This is a genomic window from Nocardioides kongjuensis, assembly GCF_013409625.1.
Taxonomy (GTDB): Bacteria; Actinomycetota; Actinomycetes; order Propionibacteriales; family Nocardioidaceae; genus Nocardioides; species Nocardioides kongjuensis.
In genome coordinates this window covers 1,130,551-1,147,249 of sequence record NZ_JACCBF010000001.1, presented here as the reverse complement: position 1 = coordinate 1,147,249, position 16,699 = coordinate 1,130,551, and the positions used below count along the sequence as shown (strand labels likewise).

General features: G+C 71.6%; 20 protein-coding genes. 1 reads left to right on the top strand and 19 read right to left on the bottom strand.

Translation table 11 applies throughout. The annotated features are described in order from the left end of the window. Positions 1–10 precede the first annotated feature (10 nt). The 18 genes from BJ958_RS05405 to thrS form a co-directional block, all read right to left on the bottom strand. Positions 11–778, bottom strand: a complete 768-nt coding sequence (locus BJ958_RS05405; RefSeq protein WP_179725897.1) for a YebC/PmpR family DNA-binding transcriptional regulator — start codon at positions 776–778, stop codon at positions 11–13. 16 nt (positions 779–794) lie between these two features. Next, positions 795–1,655 (bottom strand): acyltransferase family protein, encoded by an 861-nt coding sequence (locus BJ958_RS05400; protein ID WP_179725896.1) that lies wholly within the window; start codon positions 1,653–1,655, stop codon positions 795–797. Positions 1,656–1,715: 60 nt separating this feature from the next. Further along, the gene (pdxT, locus tag BJ958_RS05395; protein WP_179725895.1) at positions 1,716–2,288 is read right to left on the bottom strand and encodes a pyridoxal 5'-phosphate synthase glutaminase subunit PdxT; all 573 of its coding nucleotides are present in this window, start codon (positions 2,286–2,288) and stop codon (positions 1,716–1,718) included. Continuing rightward, entirely contained in the window at positions 2,254–3,102 is an 849-nt protein-coding gene (locus BJ958_RS05390) for a S24/S26 family peptidase (protein ID WP_179725894.1), read from the bottom strand. Before BJ958_RS05390 ends, pdxT begins: the two co-directional genes overlap by 35 nt. Next, the gene (locus tag BJ958_RS05385; RefSeq protein ID WP_179725893.1) at positions 3,099–4,478 is read right to left on the bottom strand and encodes a LamG-like jellyroll fold domain-containing protein; all 1,380 of its coding nucleotides are present in this window, start codon (positions 4,476–4,478) and stop codon (positions 3,099–3,101) included. The genes BJ958_RS05390 and BJ958_RS05385 overlap by 4 nt, the downstream gene beginning before the upstream one ends. Next, positions 4,475–5,173 (bottom strand): hypothetical protein, encoded by a 699-nt coding sequence (locus BJ958_RS05380; protein WP_179725892.1) that lies wholly within the window; start codon positions 5,171–5,173, stop codon positions 4,475–4,477. Before BJ958_RS05380 ends, BJ958_RS05385 begins: the two co-directional genes overlap by 4 nt. A gap of 10 nt (positions 5,174–5,183) precedes the next feature. Continuing rightward, positions 5,184–5,819, bottom strand: a complete 636-nt coding sequence (locus BJ958_RS05375; RefSeq protein WP_179725891.1) for a hypothetical protein — start codon at positions 5,817–5,819, stop codon at positions 5,184–5,186. A 67-nt stretch (positions 5,820–5,886) separates the two neighbouring features. Next, complete coding sequence (locus BJ958_RS05370) at positions 5,887–6,894, bottom strand: signal peptidase I (RefSeq protein WP_179725890.1); 1,008 nt, start codon at positions 6,892–6,894, stop codon at positions 5,887–5,889. Further along, on the bottom strand, positions 6,894–7,496 hold the full coding sequence (locus BJ958_RS05365) for a SipW-dependent-type signal peptide-containing protein (RefSeq protein WP_179725889.1): 603 nt from the start codon (positions 7,494–7,496) through the stop codon (positions 6,894–6,896). Before BJ958_RS05365 ends, BJ958_RS05370 begins: the two co-directional genes overlap by 1 nt. After that, a complete protein-coding gene (locus BJ958_RS05360) occupies positions 7,489–8,148 on the bottom strand; it encodes a hypothetical protein (protein WP_179725888.1) in 660 nt (219 codons plus the stop codon). Before BJ958_RS05360 ends, BJ958_RS05365 begins: the two co-directional genes overlap by 8 nt. Positions 8,149–8,167: 19 nt before the next feature. Further along, positions 8,168–8,896, bottom strand: a complete 729-nt coding sequence (locus tag BJ958_RS05355; RefSeq protein WP_179725887.1) for a signal peptidase I — start codon at positions 8,894–8,896, stop codon at positions 8,168–8,170. 13 nt (positions 8,897–8,909) lie between these two features. Beyond that, positions 8,910–9,455: an alternate-type signal peptide domain-containing protein gene (locus BJ958_RS05350; protein WP_179725886.1), complete on the bottom strand. Its 546-nt coding sequence runs from the start codon at positions 9,453–9,455 to the stop codon at positions 8,910–8,912. Between the two features lie 220 nt (positions 9,456–9,675). Further along, positions 9,676–10,569 carry a pyridoxal 5'-phosphate synthase lyase subunit PdxS gene (pdxS, locus tag BJ958_RS05345; protein WP_179725885.1) on the bottom strand — a complete coding sequence of 298 codons (894 nt, stop codon included), beginning with the start codon at positions 10,567–10,569 and terminating at the stop codon, positions 9,676–9,678. A gap of 132 nt (positions 10,570–10,701) precedes the next feature. Then, on the bottom strand, positions 10,702–11,343 hold the full coding sequence (gene pgsA / locus BJ958_RS05340; RefSeq protein ID WP_179725884.1) for a phosphatidylinositol phosphate synthase: 642 nt from the start codon (positions 11,341–11,343) through the stop codon (positions 10,702–10,704). Between the two features lie 53 nt (positions 11,344–11,396). Next, positions 11,397–11,945, bottom strand: a complete 549-nt coding sequence (locus BJ958_RS05335) for an HIT family protein (protein WP_179725883.1) — start codon at positions 11,943–11,945, stop codon at positions 11,397–11,399. Further along, positions 11,942–12,688, bottom strand: coding sequence for a TetR/AcrR family transcriptional regulator (locus tag BJ958_RS05330; RefSeq protein ID WP_179725882.1), 747 nt, complete (start codon positions 12,686–12,688; stop codon positions 11,942–11,944). The genes BJ958_RS05335 and BJ958_RS05330 overlap by 4 nt, the downstream gene beginning before the upstream one ends. Positions 12,689–12,728: 40 nt before the next feature. After that, complete coding sequence (locus BJ958_RS05325) at positions 12,729–13,724, bottom strand: glycoside hydrolase family 25 domain-containing protein (protein ID WP_179725881.1); 996 nt, start codon at positions 13,722–13,724, stop codon at positions 12,729–12,731. A gap of 3 nt (positions 13,725–13,727) precedes the next feature. Continuing rightward, positions 13,728–15,710, bottom strand: coding sequence for a threonine--tRNA ligase (gene thrS / locus BJ958_RS05320; protein ID WP_179725880.1), 1,983 nt, complete (start codon positions 15,708–15,710; stop codon positions 13,728–13,730). A 151-nt stretch (positions 15,711–15,861) separates the two neighbouring features. Here thrS and BJ958_RS05315 point away from each other — a divergent pair, with 151 nt between their 5' ends. Next, positions 15,862–16,395 carry a Dps family protein gene (locus BJ958_RS05315; protein WP_179725879.1) on the top strand — a complete coding sequence of 178 codons (534 nt, stop codon included), beginning with the start codon at positions 15,862–15,864 and terminating at the stop codon, positions 16,393–16,395. On the opposite strand, the gene BJ958_RS05310 is transcribed toward BJ958_RS05315, so the two are convergent. Further along, positions 16,392–16,667: an excalibur calcium-binding domain-containing protein gene (locus tag BJ958_RS05310; protein ID WP_179725878.1), complete on the bottom strand. Its 276-nt coding sequence runs from the start codon at positions 16,665–16,667 to the stop codon at positions 16,392–16,394. The genes BJ958_RS05315 and BJ958_RS05310 overlap by 4 nt on opposite strands. Positions 16,668–16,699: the final 32 nt, after the last annotated feature.

Here is a 16,699-nt window from a genome sequence, read left to right as displayed (position 1 = left end):
ACACGCCGGGTCAGTCCTCGAGCTGGTCGAGGACGTCGTCGGGGATGTCGGCGTTGGTGAAGACGTTCTGCACGTCGTCGAGGTCGTCGACCGCGTCGACCAGCTTGAAGACCTTGCCGGCGGCGGTCGGGTCCGCGACCGGGATGTCCATGGTCGCGACGAACTGGACCTCGGCGGAGTCGTAGTCGATGCCGGCGTCCTGCAGCGCGGTGCGGACCGCGACCACGTCGGTGGCCTCGGACTGGACCTCGAAGCTGTCGCCGAGGTCGGCGACCTCCTCGGCGCCCGCGTCGAGGGTGGCCTCGAGCAGGTCGTCCTCGGAGACCTCCTTGGCCTCCTGGCTCTTGGCGACCACGACGACGCCCTTGCGGGTGAACAGTCGCGAGACCGAGCCGGGGTCGGCCATGGTGCCGCCGTTGCGGGTGACCGCGGTGCGGACCTCCATCGCGGCGCGGTTGCGGTTGTCGGTGAGGCACTCGACGAGGAGCGCGACGCCCTGCGGCCCGTAGACCTCGTACATGATCGTCTCGTAGTCGACGCCGCCGCCCTCGAGGCCGCCGCCGCGCTTGACCGCGGAGTCGATGTTCTTGTTGGGCACCGACTGCTTCTTCGCCTTCTGGATGGCGTCGAAGAGCGTGGGGTTGCCGGAGGGGTCGGGGCCACCCATCTTCGCGGCGATCTCGATGTTCTTGATCAGCTTCGCGAAGAGCTTGCCGCGCTTGGCGTCGATCGCGGCCTTCTTGTGCTTCGTGGTCGCCCACTTGGAGTGGCCAGACATACCCGTCCCTCTTGGTCTAGGTGCGACTCGGCGCCGCTGGGGCGACCGCCGCACCGCTCTGCTCGGTGCCGGCCGTGGAGTCTACCCGTGGCCACACGAACAGCGCGTCCGCCCAGCGGTGACGGCGCAGGCGGACGAGCAGCGCCCCCACCGCCAGCGGTACGACGACCGCCACGGGAACGGCCAGCCGAGGCTCGGTCACCCCGGCCTGGTGGACCAGGCGGACGGCGTGCACCATGACGACCAGGTGGCAGGCGTAGTAGACGACCGACTGTCGCCCGACGGCGGCCAGGATCCCCCACCGGATCCGTCCGACGAGGTCGGTCACGACACCCGGCACCCGCGGCCCCACGACGCGGCCGAGCAGGTCGCCGACGAGGAACCAGCCGGCGAGGGTGACGAACCGGTGCAGGTCGCCCGGCGCCAGGGTGCCGCCGAGGAGCACCAGTGCAGGCCCACCGATGCTGCGCAGCCAGGGCGGCAGCGGTGTGGCGAGCACGTGGTAGCAGAAGAGGAAGGCCAGGAACCACAGGTAGCCGGACGGGTTGTAGAGGGCCAGCCGGGCCAGGTCGGAAGGCAGCGGTTCGCCGGTGGCGAGCAGGTGGACGCAGACCTGGGCGAGGTCGAGGCTCGCCCACACGGCGTACGGCCACAGGACCGCGCGCGCCTTGCCGACCAGGTGACGCCGCGGGCCCTTCGCGAGCGAGCGGGCCAGGAGCAGCCCGGACAGGCCCATCAGCAGCGGCATCCGGACGTGGGCGAGGTCCTGGTTGATCGCGGACAGCCACAGCAGCGGGCCGGCCACCAGCTCGGCGTGGAAGAGGACCACGGCCACGACGCAGAGTCCACGCACTCCGTCGACCCACTGCTGGCGCACCCGCCGACGATGGCCTGTCACGACGTCGTCCCGGCGACGGCACCGGGAACGCCGGGAGAACTAACCGACGATGTCGAGGAAGTAGCGGTGCACCCGTCCGTCGCCGTCGACCTCCGGGTGGAAGGAGGTCGCCATCAGGTGTCCCTGGCGTACGGCGACCGGGTGGCCCTGCGACTGCGCGAGGACCTCGACGTCGGGACCGGTCCGCTCGACCCAGGGGGCGCGGATGAACACCGCGTGGACCGGGTCGGCGAGGCCGGCGAAGGGCAGGTCGGCCTCGAAGGAGTCGACCTGGCGGCCGAACGCGTTGCGGCGCACGGTGACGTCGAGCCCGCCGATGGTCTCCTGGTCGGCGGTACCGCCCTCGATCCGGTCGGCCAGCATGATCATCCCGGCGCAGGTGCCGAAGGTCGGCATGCCCTCGCGCACCCGGGCGCGCAGCGGCTCGAGCAGCTCGAAGGTCCGGGCCAGCTTGGCCATGGTGGTCGACTCGCCTCCCGGGAGCACCAGGCCGTCGCAGCGCTCGAGCTCGCTCGGGCGGCGCACGGAGAAGGCGTCGGCGCCGAGGGCGGTGAGGGTCTGGAGGTGCTCGCGCACGTCACCTTGCAGCGCGAAGACTCCGATCGAGGGCATGGGCACCGATCCTAGGGCCGGGCCTCGCGAGGCTCGCCAGCGAGGGCAGGAAGCAGGCCGCGACGAGCACGATCCACCACCACGGCGGGATCCGCGGGCTCATCGAGATGCCGTAGCGGCCCTCGTGGTCGCGGTGCGTGATGAGCACGGATCCCACCTCGCCGTCGCGCAGGTCGACGTGGGGGCCGCGGTGGGCCTGGAGCCGGACCGGGGCCAGCCCGGTGGAGACGTACGTCGCCCGCGCACCGCCCGGCACCTCGCCGAACCCGAGCTGCTGGGCCCGCACCAGCGGCCGGTGCACGACGATCGCGACGCTCAGGACGAGCGCGGTGCCGACGATGGCGACGGGCAGGCGCCACGAGCGGTCGCGGAGCGAGGCCACGACGAGCCAGACCAGCAGCCCGCCGGCGAGGAGCACGGGAGCGGCGACGACCAGCCAGCCGACGCCGTACCAGCGCATCACGACCCGTCCGACCAGGTCGTCGGCACTGAGCCGCCACGGGTCGGGGGCGGTGATCTCGCCCTGGGTCTCGAAGGTGCCGTCCGGGTGGACCGCGGCGATCCGGTGGCTGTAGCTGACCTCGTCGTGCCCGGGCGGGTGGAAGGTGACGAAGTCCCCCACCCGCAGCGAGGCAGCGTCGACGGGCTCGACCCACAGCAGCGTGTTGACCGGCGCGACGGTGCCCATCGACGCGGTCTCGACCCGCTCCCACCGTCCGCCGCCCAGCCGCCAGGCCCCGGCCACGACCACCCCTGCCACCAGCACGGCCAGCAGCGACCAGTGCAGCGCGAGGAGCAGGCGGCGGGCGTTCATGCCAGGAACACGTCCCCCGGGTCCCCGCTCCACTGCAGCGCCATCGTCCACCCGGTGGCGGGGCTGGTGCCGTAGGTGAAGGTCAGCGGGACGTAGAGCCTCAGCCCGGTGATGTCGGTGCTGTAGCCCGCGCCGCGGGTGGTGCTGAGTGTCAGCCCCTGGGTCTGGCCGGCCGCGGGCGCCGCGACGGTGCGGGGGTTGTTGCCGGGCGCGACCAGGTTGGTGAGGCTGGTCGACGCGACGCTGGCCGCCGGGTTGGTGAAGGTGAGGCCGACGTTGACCTGGCTGCACGGGTTCGCCATGACGCCCGGCAGGGCGCCGGCGTACGTCGTGACGCCGTCGTCGTCCAGCATCCACAGCGACGCGGTCCCGCTGAGCCCCGACGCGGTGGTGCGGTACGCGTTCGCCGATGCGGCCGTGTGCAGGGACGACACGGTCGCCGCGCTGAGTGCGGTGCTCTGGTTGACGAAGGCGCCGGCGAGCGAGCCGTGGAAGTAGGTCGAGGTCGGCGCGGTGAGGCCGGTGAAGTCGGCCCAGCCCAGGTGCCAGTAGCCGGTCGTGCTGGTCAGCAGGGTGAGGCCGGAGCCCGATGCCACGAGGGCCCCGTCGACGTACAGCTTCACGGTCTTGGTCAGCGTGATCACGCCGGTGGTGTCGACGGTGAGGACGGCGAGGTGCCAGCCGGAGCCGTACGACGCCGGGCTGGACCCGGTGATGTTGAGGCCGAGGGTGCCGTTGGCCGAGAAGCCCACGTGCCCGGTGGTGTCGAGCCAGACCATCGGGTTGCCGGTCGCGGAGGTCGCGTTCGACAGGCTGGCGTCGAGGCTGAACAGGCCGCCCCCCTGGCTGTCCGCGGCCTTGAACCAGACGCCGATGCTGTAGCTGTTGGACAGCAGCCCGAGCAGTCCCGAGCCGTTGGTGCCGACGATGTCGGTCGCGTACCCGGAGCCGCTGAATGTCGCAGCCGCCGTCGTCCCCCACGGGTCGGCCTGCCGGAAGGCGACGCTGTTGCGGGGCAGCATCGGGTCGCTCGCCTGCTGGGTGTTGGTGTGGCGCACGGGCGCGCAGGACGCGGCGGTCAGGCTCTGCGTGATCGCGCGGCCGCTGCTGTTGGTGATCGCGTCGGTGCTGCTGGCCGGGGCGCCCGCTGCCGGGGTGAGGGTCGGGCTGCAGGTCACGGAGGCCGTCCGCGGCCCACCCGTGCAGGTCGTCGCGCCGTAGGCGTGGGTGACCGACAGGGAGCCGACGGCGGTGGTGTCCGTGTCGTTGGCGACCGACCCGACGGTCCAGCCGGACAGGGTGCCCGACGTCCCTGCGACCAGGCCGAGCAGCGCGACTCCCCCGACGAGGAGCGTCCACCGGCCCGGCCGGGTCACTTGTTCAGCGTCCAGCTCAAGGGGTGGCTCACTGTCAGCCCCTGGTCGAGCACCGAGGCGTTGGCGGGCAGCGCGACGGTGAACCGGCAGGTCGCGGACGCGCCGGAGGCGAGTCCTGCGGCGTGGGTCAGCGTCGGCATGCTCGCGGCCGCTCCGGCCGGGTAGACGAGGTCGGTCCAGGCCGAGCCGCCGGCGTACGTCGACCCGTTCGAGCAGCTCACCGCGACCGTGAGGTCCGTGGTGCAGAGGTTGTTGGGCGTCGGCGTACCGGTCGCCGGGGTGGACGTGCAGGTGCCGGGCGTCAGCACGAAGCTGGACGCGTTGGCCGCCCCGAGGTTGGTGAACACGACGTCGGTGACCTGGCTGCCGCCGGGGCTCAGCGGAGAGGTGGTGCCGCCGTACTTGTTGATCGTGGTGCAGGTCGCGCTGTTCGCTGCGCCGTCGCTCGAGCGGCAGGTCTGCGAGGCGTGCGCGACGGTCCCGTCGGGACCGACCTCCTGCAGGATCACCGCCGTGCTGCTCGCGACGGTGTTCGTGCTGTTGGAGATGATCGCGCTGGTCCAGTCGGACAGCGTGCCGCTGACGCTCAGGCCGAGCAACGCGGCGGCCAGCGCACAGGCACCGAGCACGAGGCCCCTCGGGCCGGGACGGAGACGTCGACGGTCGGCGTGCCTGCGAGATGCGTGCGATGCCATGCGAGCCTCCTCAGCTCAGCGTCCAGACCAGCGGCTGGGTCGCCACCTGGCCACCGACCTGCGGTGAGGCGGAGGCGGGCAGCGCGACGTCGAAGGTGCAGTCGGTGGACTCCCCCGCGGCCAGCGTCGTCACGACCGACAGCTGGGCGAGCGCGGACAACGCGACCGGGGTGGCCGTCGTGTCGACGGTGCTCGGGGTGGTGCATGCGACGGTCACCGTGGCGACGTCGCACAGGTCGGCCGACGCGGACGGGCTGCCGGCCGAGGTGACGCAGGAGCCGGGCGCCAGCGTCAGCGCGCCGCTCCCGGTGCCGGTGTTCTCGAGGCTGACGGTCACCGTCTGGTGGTCACCGGGACCGAGCGGGACGGCGGTGCCGCCGTACTTGTCGATCGTCGAGCACGTGGCGCTGTTGCCCGACCCGCCTCCGTCGGTGGAGGTGCACACGACGTTGCCGGGCCCGGTCTCCTGCAGGACCAGCGACTGCGCCGCCTCGACGGTGTTGTCGTCGTTGGTGATGATCGCACTGGTCCAGCTGGACAGGGTGCCGCTGATGCCGAGGACCAGGATGACCGCAGCCGTCGCTCCCGCGGCGGCGAGCACGAGGCTCCGGCGACGCCGCCGGTCACGGGGACGCGGGGTGGTCATGCCGGTTCATCGGCCCCGCTGGAGTCCGGTTGAGGACTTTTGTCCCCGGGCGCTTGTCCCCGGGCGCTCAGGCGCTGCCGCAGTACATCCACCAGTTCGGGCCGTTGGGGCGCGGTCCGGAGTGCAGCAGGGTCGTCGTCGGCGAGCCGACGTTGGTGTGGTTGCTCGCCAGGCGGGTCCACACCTTCACGTAGAAGTTGTCGTTCCCGCCACCGCCGGAGGCGATCACCTCGCCGAAGGTCAAGGTGACCGTGCTGCCGCTGCTCGACGGACCGATCGGGTTCGAGGAGCCGGTCGGAGCACTCGTGGCGTACAGCGCGCCGCCGGGGCTCGTCCCCTTCCACAGCTCCCAGTAGTACTCGTACTGCGTCCCGACCGACGGCCACGTCAGCGTCGCCTGCTGCTTGTTCTGTCCGCTCCCCTCGTTCGAGGTGCAGGTCGGCTGCTGGTGCGTGACCGCCGCCGGGGTGGAGGCGGCGACGGTGGCGCTGGCCGAGTCGGTCCAGTACGCCGACGTGAACGCCCACGGCGTCACCCCGGTGAGACCGAGCCCGACGCCGGCGACGACCGTCGCCACGAGCCCGACCGGGACCAGGCGCCGCCCGCGGCCGAACCCGGCCAGCAGCGCCCCCGCTGCCAGCACGGCGGCGGCAGCGAGGCCGAACGGGCTCGCGGCGGCATTGAGCACGTAGCCGGCGTAGGGGACGCCGAGGACGACCCGATCGGCCGAGGCGACCGCGTAGGTCTGGACGTCCGGGACGGTGTTCGCGTCGCCGCGCAGGGTGAGCACGGCGCGCCCACCCTGGTCCTCGATCGCGACGATGCGGTGCGTGACCCGGGTGCCGGCGTCGTCGTGGACGCTGACGACGTCGCCGACGGCGAGGTCGGCCGCGTCGACCTGGCGCGCGATGCCGAGCGCGCCGGCGTCGTACGCCGGGCTCATCGAGCCGGAGGAGAAGACCAGGGGCGTCATGCTGAGCGCCCACCCGGCCACGAGGGAGAGCAGGCACAGCGCGCCGAGCGCTCCTCCGACCCACAGCAGCGCTTCGCGCGCGACCCGCTTCGTACCGGACATCACGACGGCTCCTGCTTGGCGGGGAAGGTGAAGGTCACCGTGGAGGTCGCGCTGGGGGCGATGTTCGAGCCGGCCGGCAGGCTGACCTGGAGGCAGAGGTCGTGCGACTGCCCGGGGGTGAGCGTGAGGTCCATGGCCTGGTTGAAGCCGTTGAGCGTCGCCCCGGCGCTGCCGATGAGGGTGCCCCCGGTGCAGGTGCCGCTGCTGACGGTGCCGCCACGCCGCACGGTGAGCTTGAGCGCCCCGCCGAGGGCGTTGGTCGCGCCGGCCTGGACCCGGTAGGACAGCTTCGCGTGACCACGGCTGTTGTTCTTGACCGTCATGATCCCGGCGCGGCTGGTGCCGTCGACCAGGTTGGCCAGGCTGAGGTCCGCCCAGTTGCTGATCGTCTCGGGCTTCACGCGGAAGTTCGACTCGAGGTCGACGTGCAGGGACCCGCTGTGCAGCGGCGCGCCGGTCACGGTCTCGTGGTCGGTCCAGTACGCCGAGGTCGCGACCGCCCCCGTCCCCAGCAGCAGGCCGGCGGACAGCAACGCCCTGGTCCGGCCCTGACCGAACCATCCTGCGCGGTCCGCGCGGTGCCGCGCGTCGTGCCTAGCCACGGTCGGCCACCTCCGTCCGCTGGCGGCGACCGGGCCGCACCAGGGCGATGCCGGCGCCGACGAGACCGGCGGCCAGCCAGATGACGCCGACGCCGAAGGGACCTCCGGTGTCGGGCAGGGCCGCGGAGCCGTTGACCTCACCGTCGTCCTCCCCCTCCTCCTGGCCACCGACGTCGCCGTCCTCGGACATCGTCACGCGGACCTCGAACGGCGCGATCTCGTCCATGTGGCCCGTCGTCTCGGCGCGGAGGGTGCCGCGCACGGTGACGCTGGTGTCGGCACCCTTCGCGATGTCCAGGACAGCCGGCTGGAGGTGCGTCGTGCCTGGCACGACCTCGACCCACGGGCCCGAGCCGACCCGGGCCTCGAGCAGGAGGTCGGGCGAGGCGAGGAACGCCTGGGGATCGCCGGCGACGACGTCGACGGTGAGCTCACCCGCCGAAGGGCCGTCGTTGCGGACCCGGAAGCTGCGCTCCTCGACGTCACCCGGGACCCAGGCGAAGCCGGCGTCGTACAGCGGCGTGGTCAGCTGGCGTACCCAGGTGACCCCGTCGCTGCTCAGGCCGATCTCACCGTCCGCACGTGCCGGCGCAGCCGACGCGCAGACAGCCAGCACGGCTGCGGCGACCAGCGAGGCGAATCGGCGGATCATGAGGACCTTTCCTGGATTGTCAGTCGCGTCCGCGCCCGGTGTGGCGGCGGAGCAGGAGGAGCACGGCCGCCACGACGAGGATCGCGGCGAGCAGCGGACCACGCAGGCCCCGCTGCTGGTGCGGTTCGGGTCGTGCGACCGGTACCGCGTCTGGCTCGGTGATGTCGTCGGTGTTGTCGGTGATCTCGATGTCGTCAGGGGTGTCGGCGGCTGCGTCGCCGGATGCCGGAGCGAGCCGCCCCCGCCTCCGGTCCCTGACCGCACCGACGAACATGAATGCGGCGTAGCCGACGAGGCCGGTCGAGACGACCAGCACGGCGACCTGACGCTGCTTCCCGCTCAGGGCGTTGTTGACGTAGCCGAGGTACGGGATCGAGTACCACAGCCGTCCCCGGACCTGGACCGGCTTGACCGGCTCCCGGTCGGGCACGTCGTTGGCGTCGCCCTGCGTGGTGAGCACCAGGTCTCCGTCCAGCTGGTTCCCGATGGCGACGATCCGGTGGGTGACCACCGTCGCCTCCCCGGACTCGAGCTGGTAGGTGACGACGTCCCCCACCGCAAGGTCGTCGGGATCGACCGGCCTGACGACGACCAGCGTTCCCGGCGGACGGTCCGGCCGCATCGAGCCGGTGAGCACTGTGTAGGGCGTCGCCCCGGCGAGCCGCGGTACGACGACCGCGGCGGCCAGGACGACGACCACACCGATGATCACCAGCCAGGCGACGACCTGCCGGATCCACGAGAACAACGGCCGGCGTGGATCAGTTGGGGTCGGCCTTGTGGTCCTGGACAGCGGTGATCGCGATGTTGCCCAGCGCGGTCGTCAGGTCGCCGTTCAGGTCGTTGTCGGCGCTGGGGCCGTACGGCCAGGTGACCGTGATCGAGACCGGGATGTTGTTGGCGCCCTGGCTGACGGCGACGTTGTTGGCGCCGGTCGTCGAGCCGTTGACCGTCGCAGCGACCGTCAGCTCGTCCCACGGAGCGGCGGCGGCGGGGCCGTTCGGCGCGGTCGCCTGGATGTCGACCTGGGTGAAGTGGGTGCCCTTCACGTTGACCACGGCGTTGCAGGTCTTGCTCAGCGTGTCGCCGGGGATCAGCGTCCCGGTCGAGGGGTCGAAGGGAGCGCCCTCGAGCAGCCAGCCGGTGGTGCCCTGGCACGCCGAGGCGTCGAGGCTCAGGTGGCCGCTCGTGATGCTCGACCCGGTGACGGTGTCGCTGTCGGTCCAGTAGGCCAGGGTGCCCGCACCACCCATGAGCAGGACGGCTGCGGTTCCTGCCGCGAGCGCGCCCTTCGTCGTCTTCTTCATCGAATCTCCAGTCCCCATGCCTGTTGTCCCCAGGTCTGGTTCGTCATGGTCGCGGCGCAGGGAGCGCCCCGCGATCCAGGACGAAGGCAAGCACGGGTGGGCGCGTCGGCGGGTGGGAATCGGGACGAAAGGCCCAGAATTTTACCGAGGGTGTGGCAACGCTCACGCGTCGCCACACCCTCGGGGTGTCATGCACGGGGCGGGCAGGGCCCGCCCGGGGTCACCAGCCGCGCTCGGCCAGGCGGTGGGGCTGCGGGATCTCCTCGACGTTGATGCCGACCATGGCCTCGCCCAGGCCGCGCGAGACCTTCGCGACCACGTCGGGGTCGTCGAAGAAGGTCGTGGCCTTCACGATCGCCTCGGCACGCTGGGCGGGGTTGCCCGACTTGAAGATGCCCGAGCCGACGAAGACGCCCTCGGCACCGAGCTGCATCATCATCGCCGCGTCCGCCGGGGTGGCGATGCCGCCGGCGGTGAACAGCACGACCGGCAGCGTGCCGGTGCGGGCGACCTCGACGACCAGGTCGTACGGCGCCTGGAGCTCCTTCGCGGCGACGTACAGCTCGTCGTCGGCCAGCGACCCGAGACGACGGATCTCCGCACGGATGGTCCGCATGTGGGTGACCGCGTTGGAGACGTCGCCGGTGCCGGCCTCGCCCTTCGAGCGGATCATGGCGGCGCCCTCGGTGATCCGGCGCAGCGCCTCACCCAGGTTGGTCGCACCGCAGACGAAGGGAACCGTGAAGGCCCACTTGTCGATGTGGTTGGCGTAGTCGGCCGGCGTGAGGACCTCGGACTCGTCGATGTAGTCGACGCCGAGGGACTGCAGCACCTGGGCCTCGGCGAAGTGGCCGATCCGGGCCTTCGCCATCACCGGGATCGAGACGGCCTCGATGATGCCGTCGATCATGTCGGGGTCGCTCATCCGCGACACGCCGCCCTGGGCGCGGATGTCCGCGGGGACCCGCTCCAGCGCCATGACGGCCACCGCGCCGGCGTCCTCGGCGATCTTCGCCTGCTCCGGGGTGACGACGTCCATGATGACGCCACCCTTGAGCATCTCGGCCATGCCGCGCTTGACTCGGGTGGTGCCGTGCTCCTGCTGCTCGCTCATGTGACCAATCGTACGGCGCGAGGTGCGTCCTCCCGACGCCGGGGAGGCGGCGCGGACACCGCCTTCCGGCAGCGCCGCGAGAGAGGCTTCACCACATGTTCGTGCGCCGCGGCCTCGGGCGCGCCGGAGGGTTCAGGAGCCGGAGGGGCCGGCCTCGGCGGCGAGCGCCTGGCGGCGCACCTTCAGCACCCGGAAGACCACCGTGTAGGTGCTCGCGAGGGCGAGCGCCCAGAGCGTGACGTACATCAGGATCGGCAGGTCGAGCAGCGCTCCCAGACCGGTCATCACGAGGATCGAGACGAGCCGGTCGGCGCGCTCGGCGATGCCGCCCTTGGCGTCCATGCCGAGGGACTCGGCACGGGCGCGGGCGTAGGAGGTGACCGAGCCCATCACCAGGCACCACAGCGTCACGCACAGGTAGAGGTAGCTGTCGCCCTGGTCCTTGCCGGTGCCGGCGAAGTAGAGGGCGAGGCCGCCGAAGATCGCGCCGTCGCCGATCCGGTCGAGGGTGGAGTCCCAGAAGGCGCCGAACTTCGAGACCCGGCCGGTCTCACGGGCCATCCGGCCGTCGATCAGGTCGCTGAAGACGAACGCCGTGATGAACAGGACGCCGACGAGCAGCTCGCCCTGCGGGAAGAAGATCAGGGCACCGGCGCTGACACCGATGGTGCCCACGAGGGTGACCGCGTCGGGACTGATGCCCAGCCGGATGAACAGCCGCACCACGGGGTGCAGCACGGTCCCGGCCCAGAACTCCTTGAAGCGCTCCAACACGGGTCAGGAACCTACTCGATGGTCACTTGGTGGACCCCATCGTCACCACCGGCTCAGTGCCAGGCCGCGGCCAGCAGGTCGCGGGTCTCCCCCAGCAGCTGCGGCAGGGTCTTGGTGCCGCCGATGACGGTCATGAAGTTCGCGTCGCCCGACCAGCGCGGTACGACGTGCTGGTGCAGGTGTCCCGACAGCGACCCGCCCGCGGCGCCGCCGAGGTTGAGCCCGACGTTGAAGGCGTGCGGCTGCGAGACCGAGCGGATGGTGCGCAGCGCCGCCTTGGTCAGCGCCGTCACCTCGTCGGTCTCCTCGTCGTCGAGGTCGAGGTAGTCGGCGACGTGGCGGTAGGGCAGCACCATCAGGTGGCCGGGGTTGTAGGGGTACAGGTTGAGCACGACGTACGCCGTGCGCCCCCGCACCACCACCAGCTCGTCGTCGGTGGAGGTCGCCGGGTCGGCGGTGATCCGGCAGAACGGGCAGGCCGGCCGCGGGTCGGCGTGCGCCGGCTGCGCCTCCGCCTGGTCGTCGGCCTCGCCGCGGACGTAGGCCATCCGGTGCGGCGTCCAGAGCCGGTCGAGCCCGTCGGGCCCGGTGGTGGGGCTCATGCGCCGCCCTCGGAGCCGGACTCCCCGTCGGCCGGGCCGAGTGCCTGGAGCAGCTCGGCCACCGGCAGGTCGGGCAGGTTGAGGCCGCGGGAGAGAGCCATCCCGTTGATCTGCAGCCAGATCGACTCGGACAGGATGCTGATGCAGGCCTCGATGCCGGGCTCGCGGACGGGGCGCTCGAGCCAGCGGCGGACCGCGGCGAACACGGCGCCGATCATGCCGAACACCCACGGGTCGAGGGCGGCTCGGTCGTCGTCGGTGAGCTCGACGCCCAACGCCGCGACGACGATGGCCATGATCCCCTCGATGCCCTCGGCGACCTGCTCGACCGCCTGGCTGAGCGGGCTCGGGCCCCAGCCGGCGAGGTCCCGCTCGGCGAACCAGTACAGCGTGGGGTGGGCCTCGGCCCAGCGGATGAAGCTGCCGACGATGCGGTGGATGATCTGGTCCGGCGTCCCGTCGTAGGACAGCGCGGGCAGCAGCTCACCGCCGACCTGGTCGCAGATCTCCCGCTGCACGGCGCGGTCGAGGTCGGAGCGGTCCTCGAAGTGGCGGTAGATGACCGTGCGGCTCATGCCCGCCTCGTCGGCGACCGCCTGGACCTGGACCTCCTCGCCCGGCGCCTGGCGCTCGAGCACGGCGATCGCCGCGTCGATGATCACCTGGCGGCGCACCTGGTTGTGCTCCTGCCAGCGCCGCCGACGCCCGTCGAGCGGCTCGGTGTCCACACCCTCCGAGGTCATGACGAAACCCTCTCACGTCGCCCCACGTGCACGAGCCCGGTCACGAGAACCGGTGGAACCAGCGGCCGAGGTCGGCCGCGATCCCCGGGCAGGTGAGGTTCAGGTCGCGCTGCTGCTCCACCCACTGTCCCATGACGGCGGTGCCGCCCTGGATGGACCAGTCGGGTCCGCACCGGTTAAGCGCCTCGTCGCGTGACGTCTGGCCGGCGGCCCGCCACTCCGGCACCCCGCCGAGGCTGAGGTCGCCGACGACGCGGCGGTACAGGTGGGGCGTGGAGTAGACGCCGATCGCGAAGCCGGCGTCGGCGTAGCCCCGCGCCACGCCCTCGATCACCGCGGCGTTCGCCTTCAGGTCGGTGCTCCAGTCGAAGTTCGGCACCGGCTCGACGTCGATCCACACGATCGGGCTGACCACCCCGACCTGGCCCATGGTGCCGATGTTGAAGCGCGCCTGCTGGTAGCCCACGTTGCGCAGCTTCCCGAGTCGGTCGGTGGCGTCGTACGGTCCGTCGGCGCCGTACTTCTTGACCGTCTCGGCGCTGGGGTAGCTCGACACGGCGTAGACCGAGACGAGGACGTCGTTGGCCTTGGCCCAGGCGACCTGGTCGGCCAGGCAGGGGTTGGGCGTGAAGCCGGGGCCGTTGGTGAGGCCGAGGACGACGAACTCCGCCTCGGGCAGCGGCATCGGCAGGCCCTTGCCCTGCTTCTCGGGGATGCCCGTGCCGGGCGGGCACTGGGGCCAGCTGACGTCGCCGCCGAGCACCTCGCCGTCGCGGGGTGCGATGTCGCTCGGGGGGCCCTTGCCGGCGTTGCGCGCGGCCTCCTCGGCCAGCTTGGCGAGGTCGCTCGCGTCCGCGCCCGGGTCGCCGGCGTCACCGCCCGGCGCACCGTCGACGGCGGTGTCGGTGGCGGTCGGCGTGCTGGTCGGCGGGAGCGGCGGGGCACCCGAGGGCGTGGACCCGCCGCATCCCGTCAGCACGGCGGCGAGCGCCGCGGTGGCGCAGGCGAGCGCCGTACGACGACCGCCGGCGACCATCGCTCAGACCTGCTCGCGGGACTCGACCACGGCGACGACGCGGGCGATGGCCTCGTCGATCGGCACGCCGTTGTCCTGGCGCCCGTCGCGGTAGCGGAAGCTGACCGCGCCCTTCTCCACGTCCTCGCCGCCGGCGATGAGCATGAACGGGACCTTCTGCAGCTGCGCGTTGCGGATCTTCTTCTGGAACCGGTCGTCCGACTCGTCGACCTCGACCCGGATCCCTCGCGCCTTGAGCTGGTCGGTCACCTCGTAGAGGTAGTCGGTGAACGCATCGGCCACGGGGATGCCGACGACCTGCACCGGGGCCAGCCACGGAGGGAACGCGCCCGCGTAGTGCTCGACGAGGACGCCGAGGAAGCGCTCGATCGAGCCGAACTTCGCCGAGTGGATCATGACCGGCTGCTGCTTGGAGCCGTCGGAGGTGGTGTACTCCAGGCCGAACCGCGCGGGCTGGTTGAAGTCGTACTGGACCGTGCCCATCTGCCAGGTGCGACCGATGGCGTCCTTGGCCTGGACCGAGATCTTCGGGCCGTAGAAGGCCGCGCCTCCCGGGTCGGGGACGAGCTCGAGGCCCGACTCGGTGGCGACCTGCTCGAGGATCGCGGTGGCGGTCGCCCAGTCCTCGTCGCTGCCGATGAACTTGTCGGCCTTGCTGTCGTCGCGCGTCGACAGCTCGAGGTAGAAGTCGTCGAGGCCGAAGTCGCGCAGCACGCTCAGCATGAAGTCGAGCAGGTGCTTGACCTCGGCCGGGGCCTGCTCGGGAGTGCAGTAGGAGTGCGAGTCGTCCTGGGCGAAGCCGCGCACCCGGGTCAGGCCGTGGATCACGCCGGACTTCTCGTAGCGGTAGACGCTGCCGAACTCGAACAGCCGCAGCGGCAGCTCGCGGTAGGAGCGCCCGCGGCTGCTGAAGATCAGGTTGTGCATCGGGCAGTTCATCGCCTTCAGCTGGTAGTTCGCGCCCTCGAACTCCATCGGCGGGAACATCGTGTCGGCGTAGTGCGGCAGGTGGCCGGAGGTGTGGAACAGGCCGTCCTTGGAGATGTGGGGCGTGCCGACGTACGAGAAGCCCTCCTCGATGTGCCGGCGGCGGACGTAGTCCTCCATCTCCCGCTTGATCACACCACCCTTGGGGTGGAACACCGGCAGGCCGGAGCCGATCTCGTCGGGGAAGGAGAACAGGTCCAGCTCGCGGCCGAGCTTGCGGTGGTCGCGGCGCTCGGCCTCCTCGAGGCGGTGCAGGTGGGCCTCGAGCTCCTCCTTGCTGGGCCAGGCGGTGCCGTAGATGCGCTGGAGCTGCTTGTTCTTCTCGTCCCCGCGCCAGTACGCCGCGGCGCTGCGCATCAGCTTGAACGCAGGGATCCGCTTCGTGGTCGGCAGGTGCGGGCCCCGGCAGAGGTCCTTCCAGGCGACCTCGCCGTTGCGGTTGATGTTGTCGTAGATGGTCAGCTCGCCGGCCCCGACCTCGGCGCTCGCGCCCTCGGCCGCCTCGCCGGCGCTGCCCTTGAGACCGATCAGCTCGACCTTGTAGGGCTCGTCGGCGAGCTCGACCAGCGCGTCCTCGTCGGTGGTGACCCGGCGGTCGAAGCGCTGGTTCTCCTTGACGATCTTGCGCATCGCGGTCTCGAGCTTGACCAGGTCCTCGGGCACGAACGGGGTCTCGACGTCGAAGTCGTAGTAGAAGCCGTCCTGGATCGGCGGACCGATCCCGAGCTTGGCCTCCGGGAACACCTGCTGCACCGCCTGCGCCAGCACGTGGGCGGTGGAGTGCCGCAGGATGTCGAGGCCGTCGGGGCTCCCGATCAGCACGCCCTCGACCTCGTCGCCGTCGGCGAGCTCGTAGGAGAGGTCCTTGAGCTGACCGCCGACACGGGCGGCGATGACGTCGGCGTCGTCGCGGAACAGCTCCCAGGCCTTGGTGCCCGTGGTGACCGTCTCCTCCTGGCGCGCGTCAGGACTGAGTACGGCGACCTTGATGTCGGGCACGGAAGGACTCCTCGGTGAGACGTGGATGGCGGCGCGACCGGACGACGCACCGGGTCACGATCGTACCGAGCCGACCGGGTGCCCCGCGCGGCAGTTCGGCGACCCGTCGCGGCGACCGTGTGAACCCGCGCCGAGCGCGTACCGATGGGCCATGGCTTCCACCCCGACCCTGCACTTCACCGCTCCCGGCCTCGACGAGAAGACTGCCGCACGCGTCGTCGAGCTCCTGCAGAGCCGTCTCGACGCCTGCACCGACCTGCACCTCACGCTCAAGCACGTGCACTGGAACGTCGTCGGCCCGCACTTCATCGCCGTCCACGAGATGCTCGACCCGCAGGTCGACACCGTGCGCGGCTTCGCCGACGCCCTCGCCGAGCGGATCGCCACGCTCGGCGGCTCACCCCAGGGCACGCCCGGCGGCCTGGTCGGCCGCCGGCCGTGGGACGACTACGACGTCGGTCGCGGCACCACCCAGCAGCACCTCGCCGCGCTCGACGCCGTCTACGCGGGCGTGATCTCGTCGTACCGCGACGGGATCAAGGAGCTCGACGACCTCGACCTGGTCACCCAGGACATGTTCATCGGGCAGACCGAGCAGCTGGAGCTGTTCCACTGGTTCGTCCGCGCACACCTGGAGGACACCGGCGGGCGGCTCAGCACGGACCGGGGCGAGGGCCGGGGCTAGGCCTTCTCGCAGGCGATCCCGTCCTTGTCGCGATCGCTCTTGGCGTTGGCCCGGTAGAGCTTGGCGTTGCGGGTGAAGCTCGTGACCCTCGTCCCCGAGGTCTTGTCGACCGCGCCCGGCTTGCCGACGCCGTGCGGGTAGTCCTTGTTGAGCGCCGTGCAGTTCCGGTAGGTCTTCGGTCCGGCCGCGTCGGCCGGGCCGGCGAGGACCAGCGAGGCGGGAGCCAGCAGGGCGGCGGTGGCGAGGACAGCGGCGAGACGGTGGCTCTTCATGGCGCTGGAGCGTAGGTCGGCGACGCCGCCCT

Excerpts from the sequence above, each read along its gene's own strand:
- BJ958_RS05405 (WP_179725897.1), bottom strand. The coding sequence starts at position 778 with ATGTCTGGCCACTCCAAGTGGGCGACCACGAAGCACAAGAAGGCCGCG.
- pdxT (WP_179725895.1), bottom strand. The coding sequence starts at position 2,288 with ATGCCCTCGATCGGAGTCTTCGCGCTGCAAGGTGACGTGCGCGAGCAC.
- BJ958_RS05390 (WP_179725894.1), bottom strand. The coding sequence starts at position 3,102 with ATGAACGCCCGCCGCCTGCTCCTCGCGCTGCACTGGTCGCTGCTGGCC.
- BJ958_RS05380 (WP_179725892.1), bottom strand. The coding sequence starts at position 5,173 with ATGGCATCGCACGCATCTCGCAGGCACGCCGACCGTCGACGTCTCCGT.
- BJ958_RS05375 (WP_179725891.1), bottom strand. The coding sequence starts at position 5,819 with ATGACCACCCCGCGTCCCCGTGACCGGCGGCGTCGCCGGAGCCTCGTG.
- BJ958_RS05370 (WP_179725890.1), bottom strand. The coding sequence starts at position 6,894 with ATGTCCGGTACGAAGCGGGTCGCGCGCGAAGCGCTGCTGTGGGTCGGA.
- BJ958_RS05360 (WP_179725888.1), bottom strand. The coding sequence starts at position 8,148 with ATGATCCGCCGATTCGCCTCGCTGGTCGCCGCAGCCGTGCTGGCTGTC.
- BJ958_RS05350 (WP_179725886.1), bottom strand. The coding sequence starts at position 9,455 with ATGAAGAAGACGACGAAGGGCGCGCTCGCGGCAGGAACCGCAGCCGTC.
- pdxS (WP_179725885.1), bottom strand. The coding sequence starts at position 10,569 with ATGAGCGAGCAGCAGGAGCACGGCACCACCCGAGTCAAGCGCGGCATG.
- BJ958_RS05335 (WP_179725883.1), bottom strand. The coding sequence starts at position 11,945 with ATGAGCCCCACCACCGGGCCCGACGGGCTCGACCGGCTCTGGACGCCG.
- BJ958_RS05330 (WP_179725882.1), bottom strand. The coding sequence starts at position 12,688 with ATGACCTCGGAGGGTGTGGACACCGAGCCGCTCGACGGGCGTCGGCGG.
- BJ958_RS05325 (WP_179725881.1), bottom strand. The coding sequence starts at position 13,724 with ATGGTCGCCGGCGGTCGTCGTACGGCGCTCGCCTGCGCCACCGCGGCG.
- BJ958_RS05315 (WP_179725879.1), top strand. The coding sequence starts at position 15,862 with ATGGCTTCCACCCCGACCCTGCACTTCACCGCTCCCGGCCTCGACGAG.
- BJ958_RS05310 (WP_179725878.1), bottom strand. The coding sequence starts at position 16,667 with ATGAAGAGCCACCGTCTCGCCGCTGTCCTCGCCACCGCCGCCCTGCTG.